The organism is Polaromonas sp. P4_H1 (genome assembly GCF_056400945.1).
In genome coordinates this window covers 101,467-114,820 of sequence record NZ_JBFUKG010000016.1, presented here as the reverse complement: position 1 = coordinate 114,820, position 13,354 = coordinate 101,467, and the positions used below count along the sequence as shown (strand labels likewise).

The 13,354-nt window shown below is 62.3% G+C and carries 13 protein-coding genes; 7 read left to right on the top strand and 6 right to left on the bottom strand.

Annotated elements, in window-relative coordinates; translation table 11 throughout:
* The first annotated feature begins 94 nt into the window (after positions 1 to 94).
* From nadC to pabB, 3 genes are read left to right on the top strand one after another with little or no spacing between them, the layout of a single operon-like run.
* Entirely contained in the window at positions 95 to 985 is an 891-nt protein-coding gene (gene nadC / locus AC1DS5_RS19575) for a carboxylating nicotinate-nucleotide diphosphorylase (RefSeq protein ID WP_477719919.1), read from the top strand.
* A complete protein-coding gene (gene nadA / locus AC1DS5_RS19570) occupies positions 969 to 2,093 on the top strand; it encodes a quinolinate synthase NadA (RefSeq protein ID WP_477719918.1) in 1,125 nt (374 codons plus the stop codon). Before nadC ends, nadA begins: the two co-directional genes overlap by 17 nt.
* Positions 2,093 to 3,874, top strand: coding sequence for an aminodeoxychorismate synthase component I (gene pabB / locus AC1DS5_RS19565; RefSeq protein WP_477719917.1), 1,782 nt, complete (start codon positions 2,093 to 2,095; stop codon positions 3,872 to 3,874). The genes nadA and pabB overlap by 1 nt, the downstream gene beginning before the upstream one ends.
* Before the next feature lie 52 nt (positions 3,875 to 3,926).
* Here the strand turns inward: pabB and AC1DS5_RS19560 are convergent, their stop codons facing one another.
* From AC1DS5_RS19560 to AC1DS5_RS19540, 5 genes are all read right to left on the bottom strand, one after another.
* Entirely contained in the window at positions 3,927 to 4,529 is a 603-nt protein-coding gene (locus tag AC1DS5_RS19560) for a hypothetical protein (RefSeq protein WP_477719916.1), read from the bottom strand.
* The gene (locus tag AC1DS5_RS19555) at positions 4,529 to 5,677 is read right to left on the bottom strand and encodes an AAA family ATPase (RefSeq protein ID WP_477719915.1); all 1,149 of its coding nucleotides are present in this window, start codon (positions 5,675 to 5,677) and stop codon (positions 4,529 to 4,531) included. Before AC1DS5_RS19555 ends, AC1DS5_RS19560 begins: the two co-directional genes overlap by 1 nt.
* Positions 5,678 to 5,952: 275 nt before the next feature.
* Positions 5,953 to 7,605 (bottom strand): L-aspartate oxidase, encoded by a 1,653-nt coding sequence (gene nadB / locus AC1DS5_RS19550; RefSeq protein ID WP_477719914.1) that lies wholly within the window; start codon positions 7,603 to 7,605, stop codon positions 5,953 to 5,955.
* Positions 7,606 to 7,616: 11 nt separating this feature from the next.
* Entirely contained in the window at positions 7,617 to 8,498 is an 882-nt protein-coding gene (locus AC1DS5_RS19545) for a segregation and condensation protein A (protein ID WP_477719913.1), read from the bottom strand.
* Positions 8,499 to 8,610: 112 nt separating this feature from the next.
* Positions 8,611 to 8,829: a DUF3460 family protein gene (locus tag AC1DS5_RS19540; protein WP_011481865.1), complete on the bottom strand. Its 219-nt coding sequence runs from the start codon at positions 8,827 to 8,829 to the stop codon at positions 8,611 to 8,613.
* A 166-nt stretch (positions 8,830 to 8,995) separates the two neighbouring features.
* On the opposite strand from AC1DS5_RS19540, the gene AC1DS5_RS19535 reads away from it, so the two are divergent.
* The 3 genes from AC1DS5_RS19535 (at position 8,996) to AC1DS5_RS19525 (ending at position 10,797) form a co-directional block, all read left to right on the top strand.
* On the top strand, positions 8,996 to 9,514 hold the full coding sequence (locus AC1DS5_RS19535) for an outer membrane protein assembly factor BamE (protein WP_477719912.1): 519 nt from the start codon (positions 8,996 to 8,998) through the stop codon (positions 9,512 to 9,514).
* Between the two features lie 226 nt (positions 9,515 to 9,740).
* A complete protein-coding gene (locus tag AC1DS5_RS19530; RefSeq protein WP_477719911.1) occupies positions 9,741 to 10,256 on the top strand; it encodes an AmiS/UreI family transporter in 516 nt (171 codons plus the stop codon).
* A 43-nt stretch (positions 10,257 to 10,299) separates the two neighbouring features.
* Complete coding sequence (locus AC1DS5_RS19525; RefSeq protein ID WP_477719910.1) at positions 10,300 to 10,797, top strand: nucleoside deaminase; 498 nt, start codon at positions 10,300 to 10,302, stop codon at positions 10,795 to 10,797.
* A 4-nt stretch (positions 10,798 to 10,801) separates the two neighbouring features.
* Here AC1DS5_RS19525 and AC1DS5_RS19520 read toward each other — a convergent pair whose 3' ends face one another.
* Positions 10,802 to 11,785 (bottom strand): LysR family transcriptional regulator, encoded by a 984-nt coding sequence (locus AC1DS5_RS19520; RefSeq protein WP_477719909.1) that lies wholly within the window; start codon positions 11,783 to 11,785, stop codon positions 10,802 to 10,804.
* Positions 11,786 to 11,994: 209 nt separating this feature from the next.
* Between AC1DS5_RS19520 and AC1DS5_RS19515 the strand changes: the two genes are divergently transcribed.
* A complete protein-coding gene (locus AC1DS5_RS19515) occupies positions 11,995 to 13,350 on the top strand; it encodes an MFS transporter (protein WP_477719908.1) in 1,356 nt (451 codons plus the stop codon).
* The last annotated feature ends 4 nt before the right edge of the window (positions 13,351 to 13,354 follow it).

Genomic DNA, 13,354 nt, shown 5'->3' with positions numbered 1-13,354 from the left:
ATCTGTTACCGTCATATCAGTAACATTTAGTCTGTTGAACCGTAGTCTAGGGGAGTCTTTATTCCATCTGGGCGAGTCTTTATTCCAACTGGTTATGAAAAAGTCATTTGATTTCTCGGCTGAGGCCATCGTTGAGGTGGCCAAGGCCGACGCAATTCGTGCGCTGGCCGAAGATGTGGGCGCGGGCGATTTGACGGCGGGGCTGATTGATCCGGCCCGCAGCGCCCGGGCGCAGGTGCTGGCACGCGAAAGCGCCGTGATTTGCGGCAGCGCCTGGGTGGAAGCCGCGATTCTGCAGCTCGATCCCCAGGCCCGCCTGACCTGGCATGTGCGGGACGGCGAGCGCTGCGCCGCCGACCAGGTGGTGCTGGAGATACGGGGTCGGGCACAGGCCCTGTTGACGGCCGAGCGCACGGCGCTTAATTTTCTGCAGCTGCTGAGCGCGGTGGCCAGCAAAACGGCCGGCTATGTCGCTGCGGTGCAAGGCACGCGGGCGCAGATCGTCGACACGCGCAAAACATTGCCCGGCCTGCGTCTGGCGCAAAAATACGCGGTGCGGACCGGCGGCGGCACCAACCACCGGATCGGCCTCTACGACGCGGTGCTGATCAAGGAAAACCATATTGCCGCAGCCGGCGGCATCGCGCAGGTGCTGGCGCGCGCGGCCACGGTGGCGGCACAGGCTGAGTTTGTGCAAATCGAGGTTGAAGACCTGGCCGAGTTGCGGCAGGCTCTGGAGGCCGGCGCCCGCATGGTGCTGCTCGACAACATGGACCTGGCGCAGTTGCGCGAGGCGGTGCGCATCAACGAGGGGCGCGCCAGCCTGGAGATTTCCGGCGGCGTGACGCAGGAAAGCCTGCGCAGCCTGGCCGAAACCGGCGTGGACCGGATTTCCATTGGCGGCCTGACCAAGGACGTCAAGGCCATCGATTTCTCGATGCGCTTTCACGAGCTGCAAGGGGGTTGTGATGGGCACCGTGATTGACGTTGAATACGATTTCCCCCATCCGGACGTGGCTCCCGGTGCTTCGGCGTGCGACACCCGGCACGCCTGGGCGCGTGTGCCGGTCGAGCCCGGCCCGAAGCAGCGTGCCGCGCTCAAGGACAAGATCCGCCAACTGCTGAAGGAGCGCAACGCGGTGATGGTGTCGCACTACTACGTGCACCCCGACCTGCAGGACCTGGCCGAGGAAACCGGCGGCATGGTCAGCGACTCGCTGGAGATGGCGCGCTTCGGCCGCGATCATGCGGCGCAGACGCTGGTGGTCTCGGGTGTGCGCTTCATGGGCGAGACGGCCAAGATCCTCTCACCCGACAAGAAGGTCCTGATGCCCGACCTCGACGCGACCTGCTCGCTGGACCTGGGATGTCCGATCGATGAATTCAGCGCTTTTTGTGACGCGCACCCCGACCGGACCGTGGTGGTCTATGCCAATACCAGCGCGGCCGTGAAGGCGCGCGCCGACTGGGTCGTCACGTCCAGCTGCGCGCTCGACATTGTGCAGGCGCTGAAAGACAAGGGACACAAAATTTTGTGGGCGCCCGACAAGCACCTGGGCGGCTACATCCAGCGTCAGACCGGCGCCGACATGGTGTTCTGGAGCGGCACCTGCATCGTGCACGACGAGTTCAAGGCCTTCGAGCTCGAAGCGCTCAAGAAGGAACACCCGAAAGCCAGGGTGCTGGTGCATCCCGAGTCACCGGCCGATGTGGTGGCGCTGGCCGACGCGGTGGGTTCGACCTCGGCCATCCTGAAAGCCGCGCGCGAACTGGATGCCCCGGAGTTCATTGTCGCCACCGACAGCGGCATGATGCACAAGCTGCGCACGCTCAACCCCGGCAAGATCTTCATCGAGGCGCCGACCGCTGGCAACAGCGCGACCTGCAAGAGCTGCGCGCACTGCCCCTGGATGGCCATGAACAGCCTGGCGGGCCTGGCCCATGTGCTGGAGACCGGCCGCAATGAAATTCACGTGGATCCGGCGCTGGGCCTGCGTGCCCGCCTGCCGATTGACCGCATGCTGGCGTTCACCGCTGCGCTGAAGGCCGGCCAGCCGGCGGGTGCTCTGGTGCCGAACATCGGCGCGGCCTGATGGGGGCCTTTTCGGCACTCATCGACTTCTCCAACCCGGACCATCCCGACGGGCCGCGTCTGCGCCAGGCCTTTGGCGTGGCGCGCCAGGTGCTGGTGGCGCACGAGCCGCAGCAGGTGCGCGCGGTGCTGGACGCCGTGCAGGAGGCTGCGCAGCGGGGCGCCTGGTGCGTGGGTTACCTGCGCTACGAGGCCGCGCCTGCCTTCGATGCCGCGCTGGCCGTGCATCCGGCGGATGGCCCCCTGGCATGGTTTGCCGTTTACGACGAGGCTTTGCCATGGCCCGGGGAAGCGGCGAATGCAGCGGATGCGGCCGTCCAGGTCCAGTGGCAGGAGACCTGTCCGCGCCCCGTTTTTGATGCGGCGCTGGCCAGCATCCAGCACGCCATTTCCGAAGGTGAGCTGTACCAGGTCAACTTCACCGCGCCGCTGCTGGGCACGCTGCGCGGCGAGCCGGGCGGTGATACGGCCCGCGCTCTCTTTTCCGCCCTGCAGCGGGCCCAGCCCGGCGGTTATGCGGCCTTTCTGGACACCGGCGATGCGCAGGTGCTGTCGGTATCCCCCGAGCTGTTTTTCGACTGGCATGGGGACCATATCCTGACACGGCCCATGAAGGGGACGGCGCGGCGCGGCGCTTTGCCGCGCGACGATGCCGCGCAGGCCGAGGCCCTGCGCACATCGGCCAAAGAGCGCGCCGAGAATGTGATGATCGTGGACCTGCTGCGCAACGACCTGTCGCGCATCGCCCAGCCGTTCAGCGTGCGCGTGCCGCGCCTGTTCCATACCGAGGCACTGCCCACGCTGTGGCAGATGACCTCGGACGTGGAGGCGCGCACGCGTGAAGGCTGTTCGCTGGCGGACGTCTTTTCCGCGCTGTTCCCTTGCGGCTCGGTGACCGGCGCGCCCAAGGTGCGTGCCATGCAGATGATCCATGCGCTGGAGCCGCAGGCGCGGGGTGTGTATTGCGGCGCCGTTGGCGTGGTGCAGCCCGGCGAACACGGCATCAGGGCCACGTTCAATGTGCCCATCCGCACCGTGACCCTGTGCGGTGCGGCGCTGCGCTGCGGCATTGGCAGCGGCATTACGGCGGACGCCAGCGCCGAGGGTGAGTGGCAGGAGTGGCGCCACAAGCAGGCCTTTGTGCGGCGCGCCAGCGCCCCGTTTTCGCTGCTGGAAACGCTGGGGTTGAAGGACGGGTGCCTGCGTGATGCCGACGCGCATCTGGCGCGCATGGCGCAGGCCGCCCGGCATTTCGGCTACCCCTGGGATGCCCTTCAGGTGGAGCAGTCGCTGCAGGCCTTGGCGCGGGCCCATGCCCAAGGGGCCTGGCGCGTGCGTTTGCTGATGGATGCGCAGGGCCGGCTACAGGCCGAGGCCCATGCGCTGGATCCCGGGCCGGCGCGTGTGCGCCTGCGCCTGGCCGACCGTGCCATCGCAGAGGCGCACGATGAATTCGTGCGCTTCAAGACCACCCGGCGTGCCCACTACGACGCATTGACCCCGACCCAGCCGGGCGTGTTCGACACCTTGCTGTGGAATGCCGACGGCGAGATCACCGAGTGCACACGCGGCAATGTGGCGCTGCTGCTGGACGGCCGCTGGGTCACGCCAGCGCTGCGGTGCGGATTGCTGGCAGGCGTAGGGCGTGCCAATGCCTTGCGTGAAGGCCGTGTGACGGAGGCCGTGGTTCGCCTGGAGGATTTGCCGCGGGTGCAGGCGCTGGCTTTTGTGAACAGCCTGCGCGGTTGGCTGGCGGCGGAACTGGAGCCGCGCACCGCCTGATGCCTGCAATACCAATCTGCTGAGATACTCGCAGCCGGACAGTGAGAGAGAATTATTTATTAACTCTCAGTGCTAGCTCTTCTAAACGTCCAATGGCACGTCGCAAGCTATTTGAACGTTGCGCCGCTCTTTTGGGAGACCATTCGTTCCTAACCATTTCGCCAAGCCGCGCGTTGTATCCAATACCTTGGCTTGCAATGGCGCCCGCGCCACTCGTTAGATCTGATCTAACCTCTCGCTTAGCAAGCTTCGCCAATTGCAACAGCCGCTGCTTAGGATCTGGCAAAGCATCCGGATCATCAGGTAGCTTTCCTTTGTTGCCGAGCAAAGACCTCATTGCTTCATGATCAGCCAATAACCACGATTCAATCTCCCGTACAGCCACACGAATCAACAAGTTTTCGGGTCGAGATTTTTGACCGAACCAGTCGTCGATCAATATGGTCGGGCACTCTTTATCATCTAAGTCAGTCAATAGAACAACTGGCTGTTGGATAGCCAACTGACACCAACTATTCATCTTTGATCGCAGATAGCCAAATCCCCCTTTCCGGAGAAGTAGGGATGCCTCCATGGGGTGTTCAATCTCCGTCAGCAAGCGAATCCCGACGGCTTCGCTAAGCTCGTCCTCGGTGGCCAGAGCCACGGATGTCATCACCATAGTCCTAGCTGACTTACTGTGTTTGGCCTTGTTTTAGGTAAAACAACCTCTGCAATTGAAAGACCAGCATTAATAGCCTTCGTTTCTGCTGCGTCAATTGAACGGGCAGTCGTGCCATTTGGGCCACTTTCTAACAGAACTATGCCCCGCCCATCGATACCCTCGTTGCTCAACAAGGCTTCGCTGTGAGTGCTCACAATAATTTGTCGACGTGACTTCTTTTCACGTTGAAAGCGATTCAACATGACGGGAATTTGTTTGACAATCGCGTCGTTTAGCGAAATTTCAGGCTCCTCAAGTAGCAATGTAGACGTGCCGTCTAACAGTGCCCACAAAAGGCCCAAAAGTCGTAACGTCCCATCAGAGAAGTGCTCTTCTGATTGCCAGCCAGCGTTCGGGCGATGGTGTGAATACAAGGCTTGAAGGTGGGGGTGCCCCAAAACGTCTTTCTCGAAGCGCAGCTCTCTAAATTGCGGAACAGCCTGAGTGAGTGCCTTACCGATTTTCACGAGTCGGGAGTCTCGCGTCCTCTGCGGTGTTTTCGCCAAGCGCTCCAAAAATCCTTGACCAAATGGATCATCTTCTAAGCGCTGGCCTCTTATTTTTTCTGCGAACTTCAACAGTTGTGGAACGAGATGCAAGTAAGTTGTGGCGCCAAAAAACTGAACAAGCTCGCGGAACCTGCTATTTGCTTGAATCTGTTCTACGTAAGTCTGCGTCAGTAGCATCGGATCTTTTCGGTCCTCAGCGTTAGGACGATCAAGTATCAGCTTTGCGCCCTGATAGACCTGTTCCTTTGAAATCAGAATCCGCTGCGCGCCTTTGCCTTCAGGCTTAAAGGCAAGCACATAGCGCCATAAGGGCGGTGTGTTGGCCTCTTCTGCCACAGTTACGTCAATCAGTACTTCCGGATCGTTACGAGCATGCAAGCAGCGCAGCTTGGTGATGCCACCTCGGTCTGCCACTGCCGTTTGCAGGCCGCCGCCTTTTGCCTTGCTGATATCTCGCAAGAATCGAAATGCATCGAGCAGGTTGGACTTGCCCGATGCATTTGGACCCAACAAATAGGTGACTTCACGTAGAGGCACATCTATGGTCCGAAAGTTGCGCCAGTTTTTAAGTTTGATATTGGTCGTCAGCATTGGAGCCCTTCAAAAACTGCACATCTTGACAATACCGTGCTGCTCAAGATTCGCGGTTAAGCTTTCTTTGGTCGTGTCGTCTGCAAAGGCACTATCACGAAAAACGCGTGTCAGGAAACTGTCTCAAGGTCGGAGTGCACTATAGCTGATGGCCGTGTAGATACCGTTCGCTGCAGTTGTGTGTTTGAGGCTTATCAGACGCAAGCTATCCGCCACCGACAGTGAAAACGCAAGACAAGCCCTGATAAGCCTGCATACGTAGTCGATGTGGCTTGCTAAATTTTCGGTAGAGTCATCACGTTGTCAGGGCGTGGCGGTATCAGAATCGTCGGCTTGGCTGACGCGGCCATCTCCGGGTAGTCCCGGCTGAAATGCAGGCCGCGGCTTTCATGCCGGGCCTGGGCCGAGCGCACGATGAGATCGGCCACCTGCACCAGGTTGCGCAGCTCCAGCAAGTCGCGCGTGACGTGGAAGTGGGCGTAAAACTCCTGGATTTCACCCTGCAGCAAGGCGATGCGGTGCATCGCGCGATCCAGCCGCTTGTTGGTGCGCACTATGCCCACGTAGTCCCACATGAAGCGGCGCAGTTCGTCCCAGTTGTGCGAGATCACCACCGACTCGTCGGCGTCGGTGACGCGGCTGTCGTCCCAGGGGGGCAGGGTCTGGGCCGGTGTGGTGCCGTTGCTGGCCAGCTCGTTTGCTATTAAATCAGTAGCTGCTCGCGCAAAAACCATGCACTCTACCAGTGAATTGCTTGCCAGGCGGTTGGCGCCATGCAGGCCCGTGCAGGCGGTTTCGCCCACGGCGTACAGGCCGGCCACAGCGGTGCGGGCAGACAAGTCGGTGATCACGCCGCCACAGGTGTAGTGCGCCGCTGGCACCACCGGAATGGGCTGCTTGGACATGTCTATACCCAGCTCCAGGCAGCGCGCATAGATATTGGGAAAGTGCTCTTGAATGAACACCAGCGGCTGGTGCGAGATGTCGAGGTAGACGCAGTCAAAGCCGCCTTTTTTCATCTCGAAGTCGATGGCGCGCGCCACCACATCGCGCGGGGCCAGCTCGGCACGGGCATCGTGCTGGGGCATGAAACGGGTGCCATCGGGCCGCAGCAGGCGGCCGCCTTCGCCGCGCACGGCTTCGCTGATCAGGAAGGATTTGGCGTGCGGGTGATACAGGCAGGTGGGGTGGAACTGGATGAACTCCATGTTGGACACCGGGCAGCCGGCGCGCCAGGCGGCGGCAATGCCGTCGCCGGTGGCGGTGTCGGGGTTGGTGGTGTAGAGATACACCTTGCCCGCACCGCCCGTGGCCAGAATGGTGTGGGGCGCCTGGAAGGTGAGCACTTCATCGGTCTCGTCGTCCAGCGCGTACAGGCCCACGCAGCGGTTGCCGCCCTCCGCGCCGCGCTGGGCGGCTGGCAGCTTGGCGGTGGTGATCAGGTCCACCAGCGTGTGGTGTTCAAACAGCGTGATGTTGGGCGACTGGCGCACCTGCTCGATCAGCGTGCGCTGCACGGCCGCGCCGGTGGCATCGGTCACATGCACGATGCGCCGCGCGCTGTGGCCGCCTTCGCGGGTGAGGTGCAGTTGGCCATCTTCTTCCGAAAACGGCACGCCCAGTTTTTGCAGCCAGGCGATCGCCTCGGGGGCCTGCTCCACCACGAACTGGGTGGCTTTGAGGTCGCACAGACCGGCGCCGGCGATCAGCGTGTCGTCCACATGGGCGGCAAAGCTGTCGTCCTTGTCCCACACCGCAGCAATGCCGCCCTGGGCCCAGCCGCTGGAGCCTTCGCGCACGGCGCGCTTGGTGAGGATGGCCACCCGGTATTGCTTGGACAGCAGCAGTGCAGAACTCAGGCCGGCGAGGCCGCTGCCAACAATCAAGACATCAAAATTGTGCGGGCTGGGTGTAGGCAGGGTGGACATGAAAAAAGAAATTAGGCGGGGGTGTAGGCCAGCCGCACGTAAACCGGTGCGAAGGCCTCGGCCTGCGTGACTTCCAGCAGGCCCTCCTTGGATAATTCGAGCAGCGCGATGAAGGTCACCACCAGCACCGGCATGCCGCGTGTGGCGTCAAACAGGTCTTCAAATTCGAGGAACTTGCGGCCCTGCAGCTTGCGCAGCACGATGCTCATGTGCTCGCGCACCGAGAGCTCTTCCCGGGAAATGACATGGTGCTGCACCAGGCGGGCGCGCTTGACAATGTCGCGCCAGGCCTCCTGCAGGTCGACCACGTTGACGTCGGGAAAGCGCGGCTGCAGCGACTGCTCCACATAGACCTGCGCACGCAGGAAGTCGCGGCCGAATTGCGGCACCTCGTTGAGCCTGTGGGCGGCCAGCTTGATCTGCTCGTACTCGAGCAGGCGGCGTACCAGCTCGGCGCGCGGGTCTTCGGCTTCCTGGCCCTCGGCCACCTTTTTGGGCGGCAACAGCATGCGCGACTTGATCTCGATCAGCATCGCGGCCATCAGCAGGTATTCGGCCGCCAGCTCCAGGTTGGTGGCGCGGATCTCGTCGACATAGGTGAGGTACTGGCGCGTGACCGCCGCCATCGGAATGTCGAGAATATTGAAGTTCTGCTTGCGGATCAGGTAAAGCAGCAAGTCCAGCGGGCCCTCGAACGCCTCGAGAAACACCTGCAGGGCATCCGGCGGGATGTACAGGTCGTGCGGCATCGCAAACAGCGGCTCGCCATAGAGCCGGGCCAGCGCCACCTGGTCGATCACTTCCGGCATGTCCGGGTCCAGGTTGGCGGGCAGGTCCTGACCGGCTGCGGACGGCAGATCCTGGGGAGAGGGCAGGGAAGGATTCTTGGACATATTGCGGCAACCGCAGCCGGGGGTGACAAGGCAGGTTTGCTATAAAAAATATAGCTGCTAAAAATAGAGCTGCTTATTCCCGGTTTTTCGGGGTCGGAAGCCTGTTTGGCAATTACTTGCCGTTGGGGTGATTGCTCGTGCCGTACACATAGGGCTGCTGCGGGACACGGGCGTCGCTGTAATCGGCCTCGTCCTGCAGGCTCAGCTTTTTGTCCCACAGCAGGGCCCGGCCGGCCCGCTGTTCGGCCTCCAGTGTGGGCTTCTTCGCCTTGAGCTGGTCAATGAACTGGGTGACTTCGGAGGTGTAGTCGGGGCGGCGAAAGAAGGACATGGGTCTAAACTGCCTAAAACATGTAGTTGACTGATTTTACCGGGGGTCTGCCTTGCGCTCATTGTTACCTGTCTCCGCGCCTGTTCCGGTGGCCTTTTCACCGGTCGGCCCGCAGGGGCCCTCGCTGCCGCCAGCCACTAAAACTTCCAGAAGGACGATTGCTTGTATGGGCCTGCTGTCATTTGTTCTCGGGCTGGCCGGCTGCGACCCGCAGCGCATTGCCGAACTGGAGGAAGGTGTGTCCACCGAGGCCGATGTCCGGGCGCGTTTCGGCGAGCCCGAAAAAATCTGGGAGGCCTCCGACATGGCCGACACACCGTTGCCGGGTGTTACTGCCGAACCCGGCGCACGGACCTTTGAATACAACCGCCAGCCCGAGGGCCAGGTCAACTACATGATCACCATAGCCGCGGACGGCAAGATGAGCGCACTGCGCCAGGTGCTGACGCCGCGGACCTTTGCCAAGGTGCTGCCCGGCATGCGCATGGAGCAGGTGCGCAAGATGCTCGGCAAGCCAATGAAGATCACGCCTTACTCGCTCAAGCAGGAAACGCATTACGACTGGCGTTATCTCAGCGATCCCAATACCCCACGGATTTTTACGGCGGTCTTTGATCCTGATTTGCGGGTCATCAGGACCGGCTCGGTGGACGACCCCAAAAAGGAGTTGGGCGGCAACAGGTAGGTTGCCGCCGGGCAAGGCACCGGCCTTGCGGCAGGCGCAAAGCCAAGGCCTGCATGGGTAAAGTGTTGTTCACAAGACTGTATACAATTTTGAATTTTGGGCTATCATGCGCCCATGAAATTCTTTGCCGCCGACCTCATTGCGAGTGCAGACCGGGTAATTCGTGTGGGCTTTCAGTGCCCGGTGCGGTCCCTGCCCGGCTGCGTACGCTTGGCGAGGATCTAGCATGCTGCCGGGCCTGGTGCTGTTTTATGTGGGCGCGGTGCTCATTCTCAATGGGCTGTGGATGCTTGGCCGCTTCGGCGATCGCGAAGTTTGGGTCATCAACCTGTTCACCGGCGCAGTGACCCTGCTGGTGGCCTTGAAGTACGCTTTCGGCGCGGACGCCGACGCCGCGTCGATCAAGGCCGCCGCGCTGTCCCTGCTTTTTTCCTTCACCTACCTGTGGGTGGCCATCAACCGCCTGAGCGGAGCTGACGGCCGTGGGCTCGGATGGTTCAGCCTGTTCGTTGCCATCACCGCCGTGCCGGTAGCGGTCGATACGCTGCGCGGAGCCGTCAGCACCGGGGAGGTCTGGCTAGGCCTGTCCTGGGCCGCCTGGGGCGTGCTGTGGCTGCTGTACTTCCTGCTGCTGGCGCTGCAAAAGCCGGTGTCTCGCCTGGTGGCCTGCGTGGCGATCAGTACAGGCGTCCTGACCGGCTGGCTGCCGGGCTATCTGCTGTTGACCGGCGCCATGGTTTGACGCCCCCATGATTGACGACAGACATCTTCCCGGAAAGGACCGCATGACCATCTCCCCTGACGACCTCACGCCCATGCAACTCGCCATCGACGCCTCGCGGGCCGCGCTCCAGGCGGGCAACAGCCCTTATGGCGCAGCTCTCGTCTCGGCAGACGGGTGGGTGCTGCATGTGGCCGGCAACACCCAGCAAACCAGCGGCGATGCCACCAACCATGCCGAAATGGTGCTGCTACGCGAGGCCGAATCGCGACTCGGCCAGGCGACGCTGCGCGGCAGCACGGTGTACGCCAGCGGCGAGCCCTGCGCCATGTGCAGCGGCGCCCTCTATTGGGCCGGCGTGGGCCGCGTGGTGTACGCCGCTTCCAACGATGTCATGGCTGGGCTGATGGGCGCTGACACGGTGCTGCCGATTCGCTGCGCTGAGGTTCTGGCCAATGCCTCGCCTGCGGTGCAGGTGGACGGCCCGGTGCTGGCCGAGGCGGCGGCAGCGGTGCTGCGCGAGGCCGCGGCGCTGCGCGTCCGCAATTCCGTGCGCAAATAAAACTTCAGCTGTTCTTCGTACCCTTGACCTTGCCGGGAGTGGGAGTGGGAGCGGGCTGCGGATTCGCCTGCGTCACGCGGCGAGCAGCGTGCGACAGCAGGTCGCGAAACCAGCGGTGCGGCGGCGAATGCTGGGAGCGCTCGTGCCAGAGCTGGTAAAAGCGCATGCGCGGAAAATCAAACGGCGGCGTAGAGATGGTCAGCGGCAGTGTGCGCGCGAAGTGGGCCGCAAAATGCCGCGACGTCGTGAACACCAGATCCGTGTTCACCAGCAGGTAGGGCGCCAGCTCGAAAAACGGCACGACGACGCAGGCATCTCGCGACACGCGCAGGCTGGTGAAATGGGTTTCGACGACACCGCGCTGCGCCTGCGAATACGGCAAGGGCACGATATGGCGCGCTGCGAGGTACTGCTCGCGGGTCAGGCCGCGGGCAGCCCGCCGGTCATGGCTGCTCATCAGGCAGACCACCTCGTCTTCGAGCAGAACCGACAGGTGCAACTGCTGCGGCGGCTGGGGCCAGTTGCCAATGACCACATCCAGGTCACCCTGCGCCAGCGCGCGCTCGTAGTCGAAGTCGGCCCCGAGCGGCTGCACCATGAGCCGGGCGCGGGGTGCTTGACGCCGAAAATTCTCGACGGCTCCGGCCAGGAAAGGCGCCGCCATGAAATCCGGCGAACCGATGCGAAAGGTCTGCGTGCTTGACGCCGGATCGAACTGATCAGCGTCGGCGCGCATCGCGTCGATTTCGCCGAGCGCACGCCGGGCGTGTTCGCGCAGCACCAGCGCCCGGTCGGTGGGCGCCATGCCGCCCTTCTCGCGCACCAGCAAGGGGTCGCCAAAAATCTCCCGCAGCTTTTTCAGCGCGATGCTGATGGTCGGTTGCGACTGGTTGAGCCGGATGGCGGTGCGCGATACGTTGCGCTCGGTCACCAGGGTCACAAGCACGCGCAGCAGGTAGCTGTCGACGGGATCGGCGGGTCTGCTCATGGATGGGTTTTCTTATGCGTCGGGCTCCATGGTATTCGGATTCCGCAATTCTGCTTATAGCAATCCTCGTGCGCGGGGCACGCCGCTTCTTCGTAGACTGGCTGCTCCTCGCAAGGCGCGTGAATTGTGCGCCTGAATGCGAAGGCGCAAGCGAAAGCCGCAGGGTCCGACCGGCCCGTGGTTCACCCCAAACGACATTGGAGACAAGCATGAGTACAGCAAGCGTCACGCTACCCCTTGCCCAAGCCCCCGCAAAGACGGAGCTGGACAATGTGTACAAGAAAATTTTCCTGCGGCTGATCCCGTTTTTGATGGTGCTGTGGATCCTCGCCTGGATAGACCGCGTCAACATCGGCTTCGTCAAGCTGACCATGCTCGACGACCTGAAATGGAGCGAAGCGGTCTACGGCCTGGGCGCCGGCATTTTCTTTCTTGGCTACTTCTTCTTTGAAGTGCCGAGCAACCTGCTGCTGCAAAAAATCGGCGCCAAAAAAACCATCATGCGCATCACCATCGGCTGGGGCCTGACCAGCATCGCGATGATGTTCGTGAAGACGCCTGAGATGTTTTACTTCCTGCGCTTCCTGCTCGGCGTATTTGAAGCGGGCTTTTACCCCGGCATCATCCTCTACCTCACGTTCTGGTTTCCGAACGACCGCCGGGCCAAGGCTTTCGGCATGTTCATGTCGGCCTCGGCGCTGGCGGGCGTGATCGGCGGGCCGCTGGCGGGCTTCATCATGACCACTTTCAACGGTGTCAACGGCTGGCAAGGCTGGCAGTGGGTGTTTCTGCTGGAAGGCATCCCCTCGGTGATTGCGGGCTTCGTGACCTGGTTCTACCTGACCGACAAGCCCGAACAAGCCGGCTGGCTGACGCAGCGCGAACGCGATCTGGTGCACGCCGACCTGGAGCGCGACGCCAAGGCCCTGGGTCATCGCGAGCACAGCATGCTGGCCTCGCTGAAGGACTCGAAGATCTGGCTGATGATCCTCATCTATTTCTGCATCATCGCGGCGAACTCGTCACTGACCTTCTACGGCCCGACGCTGGTCAAGGAAGTCGGCTTTACCAGCCCGCTGGCGGTCGGCTGGATCATGGCGGGCGCCTACCTGTGCGGCGCGGCGGGCATGATCCTGAACGGATTCCATTCCGACAAGCACCAGGAGTCACGCTACCACTGCGGCATTGCAGCGGCACTCGGGTCTGCCTCGCTGCTGGTGATTGCCATGGTGCTCAAGACCAGCCCCTTGCTGACCCTGGCGATGCTCACGCTGGCCATCGTCGGCACCATGAGCGCCATTCCGGTGTTCTGGCAAATGCCCAACCGCTTCCTGTCGGGCGCGGCGGCGGCTGGCGGTGTGGCGCTGATCAACTCGGTGGCCAACCTGGCTGGCTTCGGTGCGCCCTGGATGCTCGGCCTCATCAAGACCTCGACGGGCTCGCTGTCCTCCGGCCTGTACGTGGTGGCCGCGTTCGAGATCTGCGCGACGCTGCTGATCCTGAAGTTCGTCCCGCGCATTCACAAGACCCATGCGGCCGTCAAGGCGAGCTTTCAAAAAGCCTGATCAA

Bases quoted from the DNA above. Each gene is read 5' to 3' on its own strand.
- nadC (WP_477719919.1), top strand. From the start codon at position 95: ATGAAAAAGTCATTTGATTTCTCGGCTGAGGCCATCGTTGAGGTGGCC.
- nadA (WP_477719918.1), top strand. From the start codon at position 969: ATGGGCACCGTGATTGACGTTGAATACGATTTCCCCCATCCGGACGTG.
- pabB (WP_477719917.1), top strand. From the start codon at position 2,093: ATGGGGGCCTTTTCGGCACTCATCGACTTCTCCAACCCGGACCATCCC.
- AC1DS5_RS19560 (WP_477719916.1), bottom strand. From the start codon at position 4,529: ATGACATCCGTGGCTCTGGCCACCGAGGACGAGCTTAGCGAAGCCGTC.
- AC1DS5_RS19555 (WP_477719915.1), bottom strand. From the start codon at position 5,677: ATGCTGACGACCAATATCAAACTTAAAAACTGGCGCAACTTTCGGACC.
- nadB (WP_477719914.1), bottom strand. From the start codon at position 7,605: ATGTCCACCCTGCCTACACCCAGCCCGCACAATTTTGATGTCTTGATT.
- AC1DS5_RS19545 (WP_477719913.1), bottom strand. From the start codon at position 8,498: ATGTCCAAGAATCCTTCCCTGCCCTCTCCCCAGGATCTGCCGTCCGCA.
- AC1DS5_RS19540 (WP_011481865.1), bottom strand. From the start codon at position 8,829: ATGTCCTTCTTTCGCCGCCCCGACTACACCTCCGAAGTCACCCAGTTC.
- AC1DS5_RS19535 (WP_477719912.1), top strand. From the start codon at position 8,996: ATGGGCCTGCTGTCATTTGTTCTCGGGCTGGCCGGCTGCGACCCGCAG.
- AC1DS5_RS19530 (WP_477719911.1), top strand. From the start codon at position 9,741: ATGCTGCCGGGCCTGGTGCTGTTTTATGTGGGCGCGGTGCTCATTCTC.
- AC1DS5_RS19525 (WP_477719910.1), top strand. From the start codon at position 10,300: ATGACCATCTCCCCTGACGACCTCACGCCCATGCAACTCGCCATCGAC.
- AC1DS5_RS19520 (WP_477719909.1), bottom strand. From the start codon at position 11,785: ATGAGCAGACCCGCCGATCCCGTCGACAGCTACCTGCTGCGCGTGCTT.
- AC1DS5_RS19515 (WP_477719908.1), top strand. From the start codon at position 11,995: ATGAGTACAGCAAGCGTCACGCTACCCCTTGCCCAAGCCCCCGCAAAG.